Consider the following 15870-nt stretch of genomic DNA (forward strand, 5'->3'; position numbering starts at 1 on the left):
TGCTTTCTGATTCTGCAATAGATTAATTTACACATAAAAAAAATCCCAAGCTCTTGGGGAAGAACATGGGATTACGATATAGACATTCATCAAAGAAGCTCATCGTTAATGCGCTATTTATATCACGCTTTATTTTATAAATACATAATGCGTCACACAAACTATACATAACCGTCTATCTATTCCCATTTTATTCTCAACTCCCATTTTCAGATACATTCATCACGTGAATAGTTAAAGCTAGAAGAACCGGTCGAAATGAATATACTTTCTAGGCAATCCCATGGCATGTGCCATTTGCTCAATCGATTGCACCATGGGTGGAGGGCCAGCACAATACACCTCATAATCAGCAATAGATTGGCCTAAATGTTGTTGCACTACCTCATGAATAAAACCATGCGAGATTCCAGCAATCGCTGTAAATGAGGTCGCAGGAACATAAACCAACTGCTCTCCCAGCCCAGTCCATGCATTTAAAATGGAATGATTCAATAAATCGCGTGCTTCCCTTCCACCATGAAAAAAATAAAGCTTTTGTTGCTGTGTGCGTGCTTGTTGAGCCGCACCCCGTGCAATAGACAACATTGGGGCCAAACCAGAGCCACCAGCGATACAGATTATCGGTCGTACTGAGCTCTCTTCAGGCTGGAGATGAGCCAAACCATAGGGGCCATCCAGCACAATGGCTAACTGTTGTCGTTGCAGCTCATCAAACAGAAGACCAGTAACTTGGCCACCCACGACTCGCTTGATTTGAAAAACCCATCGTCCTTCTTTATTCGGTAAATTTGCCATGGAATAAGCACGCTGTAATTCACCATTTATCTGCAACAGCGCATACTGTCCAGGCAAGAAATCAGCAGCCTGTTGAGATTGTAAATGTATTTCAACGATATCATGTGTTACTGGGGTAACTTTAATAAGTTGTACACGATGTTGTTTAGGCTGAATATTAGGTTTACATTGCTCGTCCAGATGCACTTTGATTTTACAAGCACTCTTAGGTCGACTCTGGCACGCCAATACCCGACCTTTTCGTCGATCGCGATCGGTTAATCCCGGCGCTTCAGGCCATAAATTCTCAATTTCACCTGCTACTACTTCGATTTTGCAGGTCCCGCATCCGCCCGTATTACATTCATACGGCATGCCGAATCCGTGCCGTAAGCCTGCACGTAAAATGACATCATTCTGCCCACAGTGAAAATAGTGATCTTCTGCCAATGTGATTTTGAATGTCATACCCTACTCCAGCAAGAATACCTGACCATTCTCAACTACACTTGGGTAGATTCTGAGAGGAATATGACATGGCGCGCTACAGGCGGCTCCGGTTTTAACGTTGAAACTACCTGCATGAAATGGACATTCCACTTCTTCACCTTCTAGCTCACCATCTGCCAATGACGCATTACCATGGGTACAAGTATCGGCAGTTACGTGAAATTCACCATTGTTCAAATGGAAGACGGCCAAAGGGGGATATCCTTGCAGGATTACTTGTAACCCTGTTCCTGCTTCGACCTGTGCAGTATTGCAAAGAAATTTTTCAACAATACAATTTATAGAAGTATGATTCATTTCTCATCTCTCCCTGATTTAGTTCAATCATCAATTGCCTTCGCCACAACAACTTCTATTTAGGCTGAGTTGTCCTGATAAAGATTGGCCGCAATTGGATACTTAAGTGCGATATTCAGTAGCACCTCATCAAAACGCCAAATTCCTTGGGAGTCTTTTCTAGCTTTGGCTTGATAAAACCCACCTAGACAATAATTTTGTGAAGCCTCACTACCAGCTATAGTTGAAACTTCCCAGAGTACCCACTGCACCTTTGCCTGCTGCTGGTTTTCGGAAAACTCAAGATTAGGAACACCCATTACATGCAGGCTCCACAAAATTTGCTCACGCGCAATTTCAGATAAACCCGCCACAATGCTTTGGCGTCCTTGATAGGCGCCAAATCCCGCTGCTTGCCAGATCGCATCTTCATGAAATAAGTTATGCATGATCTGTGGATTATTCCGCTGATCTGCTGCAGTGGCATAACGGCCAATTAACTGGTTTATCGCATTACAAGCCTCTAGATATTCCAGGCGTTGCAGCAAACTATTAATATTCACCTTACACACTCTCAGCAATCGACAAGTTCAGCTTTTTCATAAATAAACCTTTTTTCTTCAAAGGCAAAAGGGACACCGACTTGTCCTTTATACAGTTCAATATGTGGTGCCACCTCTGCAAAACTGAGACTTAGCCAGTACAATGGATGCAGTTCGTCAGGCAGGTGTCCCAATGGATAAGTATCCAGCATGGCTAGCAAATGACGCATTTGAGGTAACATGGCGTTGTAGAAAAGATGCAAAGCATCTGTAGTAGCATTCAAGCGCTGTCGATGTCGTTGCTGGGCTGTATTCAACGCCCACATCTTCACAAAAGGTTGCAGCATGGAAAAATCTGCAGGTAATTGAGAAATACATTTACTCATGCGATGTGCTCCTTACGACCATTCAGATACTGTTCTAAAACGTGATAACCATGTCGAATTAAAATTTCTTCATCCTGTAGGTGCATCACTTTCTTGGCTTGGGATTCAAGTGCCGATTGTGTATCTTCCATGGTTGCCGTATCTTCCAGCCAGGCGTTACGCTGTAAAATCTGTGCAAACTCCTGAGCCCATCGTTCTGAATATGTTTTGGCCTTGGGTAAATAATAGCGGCCTTCCCACCGAGTCTGGTTATGACTGATCGGCCAAAACTGATGGGTAAACCAGACTCCTTCTGTCACATGGATCAGAATATTCGGAAAAATCACGGAGAGTTCAAAAGAAAAATCATCCCGATCATGCGGATTAACAGATGGCGGTAATTGCTGACGTTGATAGTGATGAACTAAAGAAGCACCTGTAATTTCACCAGACAGTTTTGCAGCCGGTTTCGGATGCGCGTTTTTAGTAAGGCAGACAGCGCAGGTACGATGATCCCCTAAGAGTTGAACATCTTGTAAGCCTGAAGCGAAGACATTTGGAAAAGAACCTGCATGTATGGTTGCGACATGATAGGCCTCGGCAAAAGCGTCATGGGCCACTTTCCAATTACAGTTCAACACCGTGTTATAGGCAAAACACTCCTCCATCTCGGCAAAAGGATAGCTCGCGAGATGCTGTCCCATTGTCCCTAAAAACTCAGTTAAACTCTGCCCGCCCTCAGCGTCCAGATTAATAAAAATAAATCCTTCCCAGACCTCAGTCCGTATAGGCGTGAGCCCATTGTTTTTCTTTTCAAAACATGCCGAAAATTTTTCCTCTTCTGGCACATTGACCAAGTCACCTTTGGCATCATATACCCACCCATGAAAACGACAGCTCACCACTGCAGCTTTACTATGTCCAAAGGTCTCATCACCCGTTTCTACAATGACTTTATTGCCGCGGTGTGAGCAGACATTGTGAAAGCCACGGACTTGTCCATCTTTAGCATGAATTAAAATCACTGAAGTCTTGGCAAAATCAAGTCGTTTAACCTTGTAATCACCTTTGTTAGCAATTTCTTCAACCCTGCCGACTTTAAGCCAGACTTTGGAAAAAATCTTTTCTATTTCTTGTTCAAAAATTTTAGGCGAAATACACGCCTCGGTAGGGATCGGGTCCTGACCTAATTCTGGATATAGGTTTCCCCAGCGTAATTGAGCTGTACTATTCATTTAAGTTCCCTCTTTTAAAGCTGATAATGTTCCCGAACTAGGGATGCAATGCCCATTTTTTCTAAAATAGGCAATGGACAAAGAAATGTGGCACGGACCATGCCTGGTAAGCGGCTAATTTCAATTGAACCCGTAATGGTGCAGCGATTGAGTACTTCCTCATAGGCAAGCCCAGTGGTTTTAGCTGCGCGCTGTAAAGCATTTTCAGTGGCTTCGTTCAGGTTTTTACCTGTCCCCATAAAAGTAATAGGACCACTCTCTTCAACTTCTGTTTGCCCCCATTTCGCCGCAAGTGCTTGAATCTGTAGTTTCTGTTCTGCGGTAAACGGACGTGCCAGCGGAGGAAGATCTTCAAGTGCTTGCAATAGAATCGGCCCTTCAAGTGTCAACCCTTTTATCAGCTGTACTTCAAGCTCAGTCTCGCCCGATACATCCGTTGCATGTCCAGCAATCTCACCATTGCCTTGCTGCGCATGCATATCGCCTAAATAAACTCCCGCCCCCGGAACTTTGACTGGACAAATAACAATGCAGCCAGGACGTACCGAATTGGTATCCATATGCCCATCGGTTTTGGCAGCCCAAAGTTCCTGTTCAGTCATGCAATATTGATGAGGCGCCTGAATTAGATATTGACCAAAGTCATAACAGTTATGCGAATCTGGCAGATCTCGGGCTGGACTGGTGCCGATATTGCCGAGGAAAGGTCGCATATGCGCAGCAACACCAGGCATATCTGCACGCGCCAACGACAAAATAGAATGTTGCGCTGCCTGCGCAGGCAAGGCTGCTATTTCATGCGCCTGTCCAGCCAATCGATTGGCAATCGGCTGGGAAACCGTCAAGCTCAGGTTGTTTTTCTGATCGAACACAATCACATAACCATGAGAAAACCGAAATGCACTGACTTCTGCACCACAATGCTGACAATGAATCGCATTTTGACCGATGCCATCAACATAACTCTCGGGCTGATTCACCCCGCAGGCAGCACAGTATTTTGCAACGAATGGGTCGCCGTGATAACGTCCTTCCACAAAAGTCATCACACCAGAAGATGTTGCGGTCGATGTCACCTTCATGCTTTTAATTTTTAGAGCAACGGCATCTCCAATCTCAGCCCCTTCTATTGCTACAGGTAAAGTGACTTCATGGCCACCTTGAAAAGCGGGGGTAATCATTGGACCCCAACAGCCAGGTGGAATTCCCGCTTTTAAAATCCCTCTATCCTTTAATGGACCTAACATTTTTAAACTGGGTCCAACAATACCACCTGAAAACTCATGCACACTGAGCATTTCAACTGCATGAATTTTCGTCCTCACATCTGGGTTATCGACCGTCTTCATTGTTGTAATCCTTTTAAAATTTGTCCTTTTAAAAATAGTTTTCAAATTTATATATTTGAAAAATAAAAATTAGTTTTGATGCTTATTAAGCTAAATTATTTTTTTAATTGAGAATAGAGTCTCACAGGTATTTATTTATACTTGATAAGTATATTAGGAAATCTAAACAATTATAATGTAAAAAAACCAGGCCTAATATGTTTAATTTCACTAGATATCTTAAAAAATCGTCTAACGGCCATGTCTTAGCTCAGCTGATTTTAAATGTTCTAATTCTATTATTCGGATAACAACAGGAAAATCTTATGCTCTTATAAATGGTGGATCAAAGATACAAATAAAAAAGTGCATCATTAAATAAAGATGCACTTTAAAAGTCTTAAAACTAAAAATGATGGTTCCATAAATGCCCACTAACTATTCTTAAATTCATCACTTTCAAAATAGGATTTGATCTGTTCAGCAGAACTAGTTTTCAACTGATCCAGAATAATGCTCAGGTCACGTTCAAATGTAAACTCTGCCGGTATTTCTTCATGGATGGGTGGCAGTCTCTTTACCCCACCTTCTGTGATACGTTCAATAAACCCCGCTAACCACAACACAAACTCATCTTTATTCTTATAGTTGGGGACTAAACTGACATCAATACATATATGGTCTTTGGTCGGCCTGTCCTGAAAACCTTCCACGAAATCGATGTAGTTATACAATAATTTTAAGTCAGTATCTTTAAGTTCTTCACGTAACTGTTTAACAATGAAATTTAGGCAATCTTGCAGCGGAGCATGAAACTTTTTCTCCTCTTCAAAATGCCTGTAAATATTATCAGCGATACGCAAATACTGTGGCATGACGCTATCCTTGATGTTGTTATGTCCCACTGAGTATGGAACGAAAAGTTTAGTAGATTTGTAATGTTTTACAATGAAGATGTATTTTCTATAGACTTTATATGAATAACGACAATTTGGATAGCACCAAGTAAAATTTAAATCATAAATCTAAGTTACTGCCGATACTTTTGCGTTGGGCTTTCATAAGTGGTTTGTGCAGCAGGCGAGACTCGCCAAACCGTATTGCCGACATCATCAGCGACTAAAAGCGCACCAGAAAAATCAATCGCCACTCCCACAGGACGACCATAAGCTTCGCCTTTCTCACTTAAGAAACCGGTCAGCACATCTTGCGGTTGACCCGAAGGCTGTCCATTTCGGAAAGGCACAAAAACCACTTTGTATCCACTATGCGGTTTTCGGTTCCATGACCCATGCTGCCCAATGAATGCACCACCGCGATACTGTGGCATAAGTTCGGTCGCATAAAATGCCAACCCCAAAGATGCGGTATGGTTACCCAAGGCATAGTCAGGTTTAAGTGCCCGCTTCACCAGCTCAGGATTTTGTGGCTTGACCCGTTTATCGACATGTTGTCCATAATAGCTATATGGCCAGCCATAAAACGCTCCCTCTTTCACTGAGGTCATATAATCTGGAACCAGATCACTACCGAGTTCATCCCGTTCATTAACCACTGTCCAGAGTTGTCCGCCCTGTGGTTGCCAACCCATGCCATTCGGATTACGTAGTCCGGTTGCATAAGGCCTTACTTTGGCAGTAGCAATATCATATTCCAGAATCTGTGCCCGTCCCTGTTCCTGATCCAGACCATTCTCCCCGGCATTACTATTCGAGCCGACCGTGATATAAAGTTTGCTTCCCTGTGGATTGGCAATCACATTTTTAGTCCAGTGATGATTGAGCTGACCAGCGGGTAAATCCAGCACCTTGGTGCCCTTTGCCGTGATTTGGGTTGCATCTTCCTGATAGGGATAACGCATCAGCGCATCGGTATTGGCCACATAAAGCATATCCCCCACCAAGGCCATGCCAAAGGGCGAGTTCAAATTCTGTAGAAAAACCGTATTCTGATCTGCGATACCATCACCATTGGTATCCCGTAATAAGCGGATGCGGTTGGCACTGGGTAATGATGAACCGGCACGTTTCATCACCATTTTCATGATTTTGCCACGAATGCCCTTGCTGTCTTCCGGTTTAGGCGGTGCATCGGTTTCTGCCACCAGCACATCACCATTTGGCAATACATACAGCCATCTTGGATGATCCAGTCCACTGGCAAAAGCCTGAACTTTCAGCCCTTCAACCGTAGTGGGCATTTTGCCCTGCGGCCAGCCTTTGGCCGGAGCAATATTAACCGTCGGAATCAGGCTGGATTGAGGTTTTGGTAAAACCGGCTGTGGACCGAAACTATCGGCAATTGAATATTTTGAAGATGGCGTACAGCCTGAAAACATCAAAATCAGACTAGTTCCAGTCAGGGAGAAGAACAACCGTAAAGACATCAGAGATTTTCCTTGTTATTTTAATGACTACAGATAGCATAAGTTGATCTATAGGAGAGGTATAGCTGATTTGCTTAACAGATTGTCTCTAATGTAAATAAACTGTTTAAAGCATAGCTTAGCCGTTAAAATATAAATAAATAGTAAGACAAGGAAAACACTATCACTATTATTTTAAGACCGCTTCAATATTCAGAAATTGACTTGATCTGGCAACAGATTAATCGGCGAGAACTGATCACCCAAAATTATGTCAAACAACAGTCTTTACAACTGGTCGACTGCTTTTATGATGTACAACATTGGGATGCTTACCATCTAGAAAATGATCCGCCGAAATTAAAACAGCTCTACCAGGAGCATGCCGCATTCATCGGAGCTTTTAACCTGCAAGCAAGACTGGTCGGCATTTGCGTGGTCTCGAATCAACACATTCAAGATTATCCCGCAGCCAGACTTCTACACTACTTTTATGTGGATGCCGATCAGCAAGGCCAAGGCATAGGTGCGCAACTCATGCAGGCAGCAAAAAACGCTACAATAGAACTGGGTGGAAACGAGCTGTATATTTCGGCGACGCCTAGCAAACGAACTGTTGATTTTTATCTAAAACATGGCGCTGAAGTATTGGATAAACCCGATCAGCAGCTATGGCAACTCGAGCCTGAAGATATTCATTTGCTATGCAAGATTTAAAGGGATTCGAGCAATCATGTCCTAAAAGAACTTAAATCAAAATATGATGTGTGATTTACTCTAAACGGACAGTTAAAAGTGTTTGTAGCACATCCAAAGTAACATTTTACCCATCTGGGACAAACAGAATTAAGCCAAATTCTACAACTAAGTCACTGTAATTACTATTTTTAATGTGTGATCCGGTCTTTTTTCTCCATTTTATGCTGTTCCAAAATCGTGATGAATTGCCCTATTTTCCGCTATTTTTAATTTCATCATTTCGACTTATGCTGGAAACATAAATATGGATGAGACAAAGAGTCCCTCTACTTTTTTGAATTTTAGCATTCAGTAGATTGGAGCAGCGCATTGAGTAATAAATCATCGTCAAATATGGATGGAATACAATTTCCGATTCAATCTGGCAAAAACAAGCCCAGCACAACAGCCACCGCAAAGAATATCTTATATGCCGCACTGAAAAGTGTCGATTCACCTTATGCATCTGAATTAAAAGCCGAAAAGAATTGGAGAAAGAAATATCCGGTTTATTTTGAAGAACTGGTGAAAACAGGTATTCGTTCTGTTCAACATCCTCTACGGATTGCTCAACATGGGCTGGATATTGCGAAAAAGTCCTTTAATTTTCATCGTGCTGGTCAGCAAACTTCTTTAGAACAGGCCATGGCCGATTTTAAAGACCAGCCTTTTGAAAGCTATGTGCTCAAAGGAACAGGTAACCCTAGCATTGAACCCTGGTTTATTCCCTTTAACGGGCAGAAACTGCAAGGCCAAGCCTTACTCAAGCAGATTGACTGCTGGGAACAGCAACACATTATCGAACCTAGTCATGCCAAAGCCCTACGCCTGTTACAGGCTCATCCTGAGTGGTTTGACTTGTCCTCACGTACCATGGTGCTGTTCGGTGCCGCCTCAGAAGCCGGGCCTTTAAGCTGGTTAGCAAAATGGCGTGCCAATATTGTCGCGATTGATTTACCGAATCCAAAAATCTGGCAAAAAATTACCAGCACCATTCAACAAGGCAATGCCACGCTTATCGCACCACAAATGACCTTGGAAAATGGTGAAAAGCAGCTCGGTGCAAATCTCCTGACTCAAACGCCGGAGATTGCGAACTGGTTAACTACATTTGAGCAAAGCTTAGATCTGGCTGGGATTGCGTATCTGGATGGTGAAAAACATGTGCGTGTTTCAATCGCCATGATCAGCATCATGGAACAGGTGAGTCATCAAAAAGCAGATAGCAGTATCATGTTTATGCTAACGCCTACTGATATTTATGCCATCCCAGCATCGGTTGTACAGTCGATCCAGCAAAAAATTAAGCAGCGTCCACTGCTTGAAAAGTTACTGACCAAATCGATTCACAATATTTCCTTAAGACATTTTTTTAAGTCGAATATTGAGCAGCTGATTGAATCGGATAATGGCCAAAAATATGGTATTTCCGATTGTATGGTGATTGAGCAAGGACCTAACTATGCCCTCGCGAAACGCCTGCAACAGTGGTTTGCCATTTGTAGCCGCGCGCGTGGTCAAAAAACAGTGATCAATATTGCGCCCTCTACCACCACCCATTCGGTGGTGAAGAATCCGATCCTGAAAGCGGCTTTTTCAGGTGCAGATCTGTTTAAGGTCGAAACCTTTAGTCCTGAAACCACAAATGCGATTATGGCAGCGCTGTGGGTACATGATTTAAATAATCCAGCGAGTGCGACCAATCCTGAAACACAGCTCGAACATCCTTTACAGCTGATTATGGAAAATGCCAATCATGGCGGTTTGTGGCATGTACCTTATTTAGCAAGAACTGCACTCCCCTTTGCTGCGGCTTATGGCTGGGTGAGAGAGAAGTTTTAGTTTATTTTAATAGAATAATATAACTTCTTGGTTTTATGCCTGTAGTAAATAACCAAACTTAAAAAGAGAGCTGATAGAGGCTCTCTTTTTTATGAGTTTTATATTTATGATGAACTTCAAAAACCAAATACAATAAAATTTCAATTTAAAGCTGATTTTCAATTAAATGAGATGAGCAATATTATCAAGTTCAGGATCTACTTTTGATGCATTCGAGCAGCCAGTGAAAGATAAAGCAATGATTACAACCCAAATAAACCTTCTCATTTTAACCCCCTTATAGTTTAAATAAAGTTCATTGATATAATCAACAACCCAACCTATCCACCTTAAAACTTGAATAAAATTAGCATAGTAAATTAATGAACAATTGACACTAATCTCTACCATTCATCATTTCATGCCAAATCATTAGTAAAAATTATTGATAAGTTAAAGGGCATCTATATACATCAAGTTCTAACTCCGGTATTGGTTTTATTTAGTTTACTTAGAACCAACACATCAACATAAATTACTGATATTTATTATTTTTAATTAAAAACCCTCTTAAAGAATCAAAATACTCGAAAGCTATATTTTATGATTTGTCCTGAGACTGGGGAATCTTTCTTTGATGAGCAGCTACCAGGTAATAGACTTATTACTGCTATAAAAAGTTGCGGTATTCGTCCCTATACTACTGACAATAGACGCTACAGATAAGTGGCTATGACGCTGAGGGATTGAAAAGCATGTTTGTATCCAACCAGAGGGGACATTGCTTAGAGATGATGATGAAACACGATGCAAAGTAGAAATACGGCGACAAAAACAAGATAGACACGCGAAAACTAAAAAAAGGTTAAAGTTGTCAAAAACCTGTCAAAGCAAACAGGCACCTAATTAGATGCCTGTTCTTTTTATAAAGAACATTGGTAGAGATGGCGTTAGTTGATTTACATAAATAAATTATTGTTTTATTTATGGAACATCTCAAATTTATCCAATTTTCCCCTTTATCTTTTTAACCTACTTTTATGTTGGCTTCACTTAAATAAGCTTTCTTCGAAGTCTTATTCCATAAACACAGCTCTTGACCAATTTTGTTTTTCATATGTGCCTGAGGATATTTCCCTTGAATCAACAGTGCAGAATATCCGACACGATCTTCAAACAACATGATATTGCTCACTACCTTGGCATTCTTAAGTTGACTGGCTTTTATACACGCCGTTTTGATTTCCTGATCATGCTTATTCCATGCCTGCTCCGAGCTGGCGAAAGTCACACTTGTGACAACTGAACTTGCTACAAAACCGAAAATAGAAAGATACTTAAAAAAGATACGATGCTTCACTGCCATGCTCATTGTCCTACTAATTCGAGAGTCAGGTTCTATACTGAAACAATCTTATAAAGGAATCTAGCAATCTATACATGTTTTAACAGCATATAGTCAGGATTATACATATGTTTAAAAAGTTAATTAAAACCTATATTAAAAAAACAAAATCAGTTACTTAAATAATTACTCTTAAAACATGATCTAAAACCTGCTGAAAAAAACCTGCTGTCTGCCTTATTCGTCACTCTGCTTTACTAAGGGGATGACATCATTAAATTTATTCTGTCATTTGAAGCTAATTCCACCTGATAAAGCGGATGAGGTAGCTTGGTATAGTGCTTCCGCCCTTAAAGTAAACAGTAAAGATAAATATGAAAGTAAATCACCAAAAGCTGCATAGTAGTAACGAAGTCATCCTGCCATTTTCTGCAGCTTATAGCTGGATAATAGATAAGTATTAGTTTTTTGTATTAATAGAAACTAAATAGCGTCTTGGCTTTATTCATTTTCTGAATAAAAATCTAAAAAAAGAGAGCGGATAGGCGCTCTCTTTTTTTATCACACGAGATTCAAGATTAAATCGATGCTTATTGCTTAAACTTTTTAATGCTTTTAAAAAGATGAGCTCGCATCATTTGTCGAGCTAACAAACCATCTTGATCGACAATTGCGTTATAAATATTGACATGATCATGGTGAACCGCTTTTAAATATTCTTCACGGTTTTCAGGGCTTTGCTCAATAGATTTCAGACGTGCGCGCGGAATAATTTTTTCGCCCAGATACTTTAAAAAATCAACGAAATATTGATTTTCAGAAGCTTCGCAGATGAATTATTAGATCCTTTACTTTGTAATAGTATCGTTAAAGTACTTAACTTTCATACAACAGTGCCTTACACTTTTATGATGAACCAAGCTCAATGGGATTGGGTAAAACAGAAATACCCCTTTGAGCATGATTTAGCTATTCGCTTTGGGCTTGAGTATGATTTACGCCAGTTTAGCGACTCAGTATTAGAGCGCTATTCTTTTCATACAATGATGTATTTAAAGTTCACCTTATACGCACAAAAGCACTCAAGAAATAAAGGAGCAGAAATGATCTTAGAATTAGCAAAAGATTCTTTTTCTGCTCGAATGGCAATTGCTAAGAAAAATTTTGGTGAAATAATAGATTTAGCATTATCAAATGCAAGTAAGCCTGTTCTTGCAGCAAATGCTCTGGCAGTATTTACCAACAATGGCCCTTTTGGAATTAATGAATATATGTATCAAAATGTCTTTGGACGTTCATATGATAGAGCAACAGTTTCTCAATATATTCAAAACTACAACTACACTCCACCTAAAAACCGTTTTTCACTATGAAAATGACATTAATCCCCGTACTAGCTATTTCATGTCTATTCTTAACATCTTGTAAAGCATCATCTGATAAAGATGATATTGATCAATTTGTAAAAGTAGATCTGAAAAACTATGCAACTGATAACTACAGAGTTTTTATCGAAGCTAATAAGAACTTCTCTAATGATCCCGCATTAAAGGAAACGCTTTTTAATAATACATACGTAAAGCTGGAGACAGCTCGTAGTCTTTTAAGTGAAGAATATCCTGATTGGGTGGAAGGTTTAAACCGTAATGGTTTCGATTATGCAGATCTCAATACGATATGTTGGATGACGGTCTATATGGAAAACTACGTAGGGAAAATTGGTGAGACGTATAAAAAAGATCTTAAAGTAGAAACTTTAAGTGACGTACATCGACTCTATGAAGAAAGAAAAAAGGTTATCAAATTAAGAGATAGTAAAGAAAAAACTGCTAAGAACTTTGTTGAATTATGCACTTAGATTCTGTATCCCCTCCTCTTTACAAAATTATGTAGATGATAAAACATTATGCAAAGGGAATGCACGGCGATAAGAACAAGATAGAGATGGGGAAACTGACAACAGACTAAAGTTATCAAAAACCTGTCAAAGCAAACAGGCACCTAATTAGGTGCCTGTTTTTTATTGCAAATTTTGGTGGAGATGGCGTCAGTTGAACTAAAAAAATAACCTACTGTTTTATTTAAATTTTATTTTTATAAAAATAAAACTTACCCAATATTGACCCATTATCCTTTTGCACTTTTAAGATGGTTTAAATTTTTAATCGATAACTTTTAAGAAAGAAAAGGAATTCACCCAAAACTCTAGAATTTATAACTTTAACATTAATCGTTCAGTGAGATTTTTGGGGCATACAATAAAAATTGATAAAAACTTTGAGACATCCATGAGATAAAATCATTAAACCTTGAAAATAAATCTCTTGTATTCACACTATAGTCTCTCTTATCTTTTTAACGATAATGAACAGCAAAAAAGGACTTTTAAATGATTAGTTGGAATTACTCTAATGCGAGAGCTCAACTCTCTACCATTATGGATCAGGCTTCTGCTGGACATCCGGTAGAAATTACTCGTAGAGGTAAAGAACCTACTGTGATCATAAGTAAAGCATCTTATGAAGCTTATAAAAAAGCTGAATATGAACAAATATGTCAAAAATCAAATGAAAAAAATTGATTGATGGACTTAAAACTTTCATCCTTTCAGATAGGTACTGCTAGTGCATTCTTATCAGCCTTTTTATTTAGTACTAAAGCTATTTTTATTAAACAAGCTTATGCCATTACTTCTACTTTAGATGCAACTACACTTATGGTGATTAGAATGGCAAGTGCTTTACCATTCTTTTTACTTATATGTTGGTTTGGTCGACATCATCTTAAAAATGTAAAGCATAAAGATTGGTTGCTACTCACTCTCACGGGTGCTCTCGGTTACTACATAGCTAGCTGGCTCGACTTTTATGGCTTGATGTTTATTAGTGCTTCTTTGGAAAGGATTATTCTCTTCTTATATCCAACGTTCACTGTTATCGCCTCCAGTATCATCTTCAAGCAAAAACTTAATGTTAAAGTCATCATTGCATTAATTTTAAGTTATGGGGGTACTGTTCTGGTTATGCTACAAGAGCAAAAAAACTTAACAGATCAGCATGACTTTTGGCTTGGCGCTAGCCTTGTCTTTGCAAGTGCTGTTGCATTTGCATGTTATCTATTACTAACGCCATCACTGATAAAAAAATTTGGCTCCTTAAATTTAACAGGACTATCTCTGTCCGCAGCTTGTCTCTGTATTTTCATTCATTTTATCACTATAAATCCTCATCCATTCCAGCACTTAATTTCCTTACCTTCTAGTATAATTTGGTATGGCGTTGGGTTAGGCATTTTTGCAACGGTCCTACCTACCCTGTTGCTTGTGTTTAGTATTGAACATTTAGGTGCCGCTCAGTCATCAATTATTTCATCAGTTGGCCCAGTTTTAACTATTTTTTTAGCTATTTTATTTTTAGATGAACACTTAAATTCTATTCAAAGGATTGGATGTATACTTAACGTTGTTGGAGTAATGATGATTACTTTATCAAAAAACAGGCTCAAGCATTAACAATTATCCACCTATCAAAAAACTCATTATTGCATGATAAAATATCACGCGAATATAACTTTCAAACTGATTATTAAAAAATTAATATTAAATTTATTTTAATCAGGCAAAGTAAATGAACCGCCAGATTGCAACCAGTATGGGTATTCTAGCTTTATTGCTCTGGTCAACTTTAGTTGGCTTACTCAGGCTATCTACAGAGATTTTTGGCCCAATTTATACAGTAACTTATGTCTACACTTTAAGTGCCATTCTTTTATATTTTTCTTATGGTTTACCTGACTTTAAAAAAACGTCTGGTAAATTTCTGATTATCTCTAGCTCACTTTTTGTAATCTTTGAATTATGTTTTGCTTTTTCGATTACATTAGCAAAATCAGTTGAAAAGTCGATTGAAATGAATATCATTTTTAGCTTATGGCCAACCTTGATTATTTTAATGCTAGCAGTACTAAAAGAAGAAAAAATCAACTTTTTAACTATTTTCGGGATATTAATTAGTTTTTCAGGAATTATCATGATTAATTATCATCCAAATCTTAACTTTATTGATAACTTTTATAAAAATCCACTTAGCTATATTCTAATTTTCTTGGCTTCAATACTTTGGGCCTTTTATTGTATATATACAAAAAAACATAGTAATGGTACTAATGCTGTTTCTTTATACTTTATTCTGACAGCAATCGCTTTATGGATTATGACCTTTTTTACGCAAGGGTTTCATTTTCCTCATGTCACTCATTTCACAAGCTATACTTTCATCCTTATCAATGCATTCTTTTTTGCGATGGGCTATCTCGCTTGGAATGTTGGAATCATCAAAGGGAATATGCCATTTTTAGTCATTCTATCTTATTTCTCTCCTATGCTCTCTTCTGCATTTTCAGTCATAGTACTCCATTCCACTCTATCTAACAATTTTTGGTATGGAGCAATTACCGTAACATTTGGCTCATTAATTTGTTGGCTTTCTACTCGTAAGAAACAAATCCACCACCCCAAATTAGCAATCTAAAATAAATAAGCCAAAGATGAACTTTGGCTTTATCTCGCT

The 15870-nt window shown here is 39.1% G+C and carries 16 protein-coding genes and 2 pseudogenes; 7 read left to right on the forward strand and 11 right to left on the reverse strand.

The window, feature by feature from the left end:
- Nucleotides 1-240: 240 nt before the first annotated feature.
- The 8 genes from IEV39_RS09180 to IEV39_RS09215 all read right to left on the reverse strand — a co-directional run bounded on the left by IEV39_RS09180 (nt 241) and on the right by IEV39_RS09215 (nt 7419).
- Complete coding sequence (locus IEV39_RS09180) at nt 241-1245, reverse strand: 2Fe-2S iron-sulfur cluster-binding protein (RefSeq protein WP_005284144.1); 1005 nt, start codon at nt 1243-1245, stop codon at nt 241-243.
- Between the two features lie 3 nt (nt 1246-1248).
- Entirely contained in the window at nt 1249-1584 is a 336-nt protein-coding gene (locus tag IEV39_RS09185; RefSeq protein WP_005284141.1) for a non-heme iron oxygenase ferredoxin subunit, read from the reverse strand.
- Nucleotides 1585-1643: 59 nt separating this feature from the next.
- On the reverse strand, nt 1644-2126 hold the full coding sequence (locus IEV39_RS09190; protein WP_005284139.1) for a nuclear transport factor 2 family protein: 483 nt from the start codon (nt 2124-2126) through the stop codon (nt 1644-1646).
- An 11-nt stretch (nt 2127-2137) separates the two neighbouring features.
- Nucleotides 2138-2491: a hypothetical protein gene (locus IEV39_RS09195; protein ID WP_005284136.1), complete on the reverse strand. Its 354-nt coding sequence runs from the start codon at nt 2489-2491 to the stop codon at nt 2138-2140.
- Nucleotides 2488-3705, reverse strand: coding sequence for an aromatic ring-hydroxylating oxygenase subunit alpha (locus IEV39_RS09200; RefSeq protein ID WP_005284132.1), 1218 nt, complete (start codon nt 3703-3705; stop codon nt 2488-2490). The genes IEV39_RS09195 and IEV39_RS09200 overlap by 4 nt, the downstream gene beginning before the upstream one ends.
- A gap of 14 nt (nt 3706-3719) precedes the next feature.
- Nucleotides 3720-5054, reverse strand: a complete 1335-nt coding sequence (locus tag IEV39_RS09205) for an acetamidase/formamidase family protein (protein WP_005284128.1) — start codon at nt 5052-5054, stop codon at nt 3720-3722.
- Nucleotides 5055-5467: 413 nt separating this feature from the next.
- Complete coding sequence (locus IEV39_RS09210) at nt 5468-5908, reverse strand: hypothetical protein (protein WP_005229162.1); 441 nt, start codon at nt 5906-5908, stop codon at nt 5468-5470.
- Between the two features lie 155 nt (nt 5909-6063).
- The gene (locus IEV39_RS09215; protein ID WP_005284126.1) at nt 6064-7419 is read right to left on the reverse strand and encodes a PQQ-dependent sugar dehydrogenase; all 1356 of its coding nucleotides are present in this window, start codon (nt 7417-7419) and stop codon (nt 6064-6066) included.
- A gap of 168 nt (nt 7420-7587) precedes the next feature.
- On the opposite strand from IEV39_RS09215, the gene IEV39_RS09220 reads away from it, so the two are divergent.
- Entirely contained in the window at nt 7588-8115 is a 528-nt protein-coding gene (locus IEV39_RS09220; RefSeq protein WP_081401872.1) for a GNAT family N-acetyltransferase, read from the forward strand.
- A 351-nt stretch (nt 8116-8466) separates the two neighbouring features.
- Nucleotides 8467-9978 carry a hypothetical protein gene (locus IEV39_RS09225; protein WP_005284120.1) on the forward strand — a complete coding sequence of 504 codons (1512 nt, stop codon included), beginning with the start codon at nt 8467-8469 and terminating at the stop codon, nt 9976-9978.
- A 162-nt stretch (nt 9979-10140) separates the two neighbouring features.
- Here the strand turns inward: IEV39_RS09225 and IEV39_RS09230 are convergent, their stop codons facing one another.
- The 3 genes and pseudogenes from IEV39_RS09230 to IEV39_RS09240 form a co-directional block, all read right to left on the reverse strand.
- Nucleotides 10141-10368: a hypothetical protein gene (locus IEV39_RS09230; protein ID WP_032883142.1), complete on the reverse strand. Its 228-nt coding sequence runs from the start codon at nt 10366-10368 to the stop codon at nt 10141-10143.
- Between the two features lie 616 nt (nt 10369-10984).
- Nucleotides 10985-11323 (reverse strand): hypothetical protein, encoded by a 339-nt coding sequence (locus tag IEV39_RS09235; protein ID WP_005284117.1) that lies wholly within the window; start codon nt 11321-11323, stop codon nt 10985-10987.
- A gap of 569 nt (nt 11324-11892) precedes the next feature.
- Nucleotides 11893-12135 (reverse strand): annotated as a pseudogene (locus tag IEV39_RS09240) (FCD domain-containing protein); the annotation flags it as partial.
- On the opposite strand from IEV39_RS09240, the pseudogene IEV39_RS18505 reads away from it, so the two are divergent.
- The 5 genes and pseudogenes from IEV39_RS18505 to yddG form a co-directional block, all read left to right on the forward strand.
- Nucleotides 12130-12675: pseudogene (locus IEV39_RS18505) on the forward strand (hypothetical protein); the annotation flags it as partial. The pseudogenes IEV39_RS09240 and IEV39_RS18505 sit on opposite strands and share 6 nt — an antisense overlap.
- Complete coding sequence (locus IEV39_RS09250; protein ID WP_005284111.1) at nt 12672-13160, forward strand: hypothetical protein; 489 nt, start codon at nt 12672-12674, stop codon at nt 13158-13160. The pseudogene IEV39_RS18505 and the gene IEV39_RS09250, both read left to right, overlap by 4 nt.
- Nucleotides 13161-13691: 531 nt before the next feature.
- The gene (locus IEV39_RS09255; protein WP_005284108.1) at nt 13692-13883 is read left to right on the forward strand and encodes a type II toxin-antitoxin system Phd/YefM family antitoxin; all 192 of its coding nucleotides are present in this window, start codon (nt 13692-13694) and stop codon (nt 13881-13883) included.
- Nucleotides 13884-13886: 3 nt separating this feature from the next.
- On the forward strand, nt 13887-14813 hold the full coding sequence (locus tag IEV39_RS09260; protein ID WP_005284105.1) for a DMT family transporter: 927 nt from the start codon (nt 13887-13889) through the stop codon (nt 14811-14813).
- A 115-nt stretch (nt 14814-14928) separates the two neighbouring features.
- Entirely contained in the window at nt 14929-15831 is a 903-nt protein-coding gene (gene yddG / locus IEV39_RS09265) for an aromatic amino acid DMT transporter YddG (protein ID WP_005284101.1), read from the forward strand.
- Nucleotides 15832-15870: the final 39 nt, after the last annotated feature.

Origin of the sequence: Acinetobacter courvalinii (assembly GCF_014635545.1) — a bacterium.
GTDB classification, from domain to species: domain Bacteria; phylum Pseudomonadota; class Gammaproteobacteria; order Pseudomonadales; family Moraxellaceae; genus Acinetobacter; species Acinetobacter courvalinii.

Bases quoted from the DNA above. Each gene is read 5' to 3' on its own strand.
- IEV39_RS09215 (WP_005284126.1), bottom strand. From the start codon at position 7,419: ATGTCTTTACGGTTGTTCTTCTCCCTGACTGGAACTAGTCTGATTTTG.
- IEV39_RS09205 (WP_005284128.1), bottom strand. From the start codon at position 5,054: ATGAAGACGGTCGATAACCCAGATGTGAGGACGAAAATTCATGCAGTT.
- IEV39_RS09255 (WP_005284108.1), top strand. From the start codon at position 13,692: ATGATTAGTTGGAATTACTCTAATGCGAGAGCTCAACTCTCTACCATT.
- IEV39_RS09235 (WP_005284117.1), bottom strand. From the start codon at position 11,323: ATGGCAGTGAAGCATCGTATCTTTTTTAAGTATCTTTCTATTTTCGGT.
- IEV39_RS09250 (WP_005284111.1), top strand. From the start codon at position 12,672: ATGAAAATGACATTAATCCCCGTACTAGCTATTTCATGTCTATTCTTA.
- IEV39_RS09210 (WP_005229162.1), bottom strand. From the start codon at position 5,908: ATGCCACAGTATTTGCGTATCGCTGATAATATTTACAGGCATTTTGAA.
- IEV39_RS09260 (WP_005284105.1), top strand. From the start codon at position 13,887: ATGGACTTAAAACTTTCATCCTTTCAGATAGGTACTGCTAGTGCATTC.
- IEV39_RS09180 (WP_005284144.1), bottom strand. From the start codon at position 1,245: ATGACATTCAAAATCACATTGGCAGAAGATCACTATTTTCACTGTGGG.
- IEV39_RS09185 (WP_005284141.1), bottom strand. From the start codon at position 1,584: ATGAATCATACTTCTATAAATTGTATTGTTGAAAAATTTCTTTGCAAT.
- yddG (WP_005284101.1), top strand. From the start codon at position 14,929: ATGAACCGCCAGATTGCAACCAGTATGGGTATTCTAGCTTTATTGCTC.
- IEV39_RS09195 (WP_005284136.1), bottom strand. From the start codon at position 2,491: ATGAGTAAATGTATTTCTCAATTACCTGCAGATTTTTCCATGCTGCAA.
- IEV39_RS09200 (WP_005284132.1), bottom strand. From the start codon at position 3,705: ATGAATAGTACAGCTCAATTACGCTGGGGAAACCTATATCCAGAATTA.
- IEV39_RS09230 (WP_032883142.1), bottom strand. From the start codon at position 10,368: ATGGTAGAGATTAGTGTCAATTGTTCATTAATTTACTATGCTAATTTT.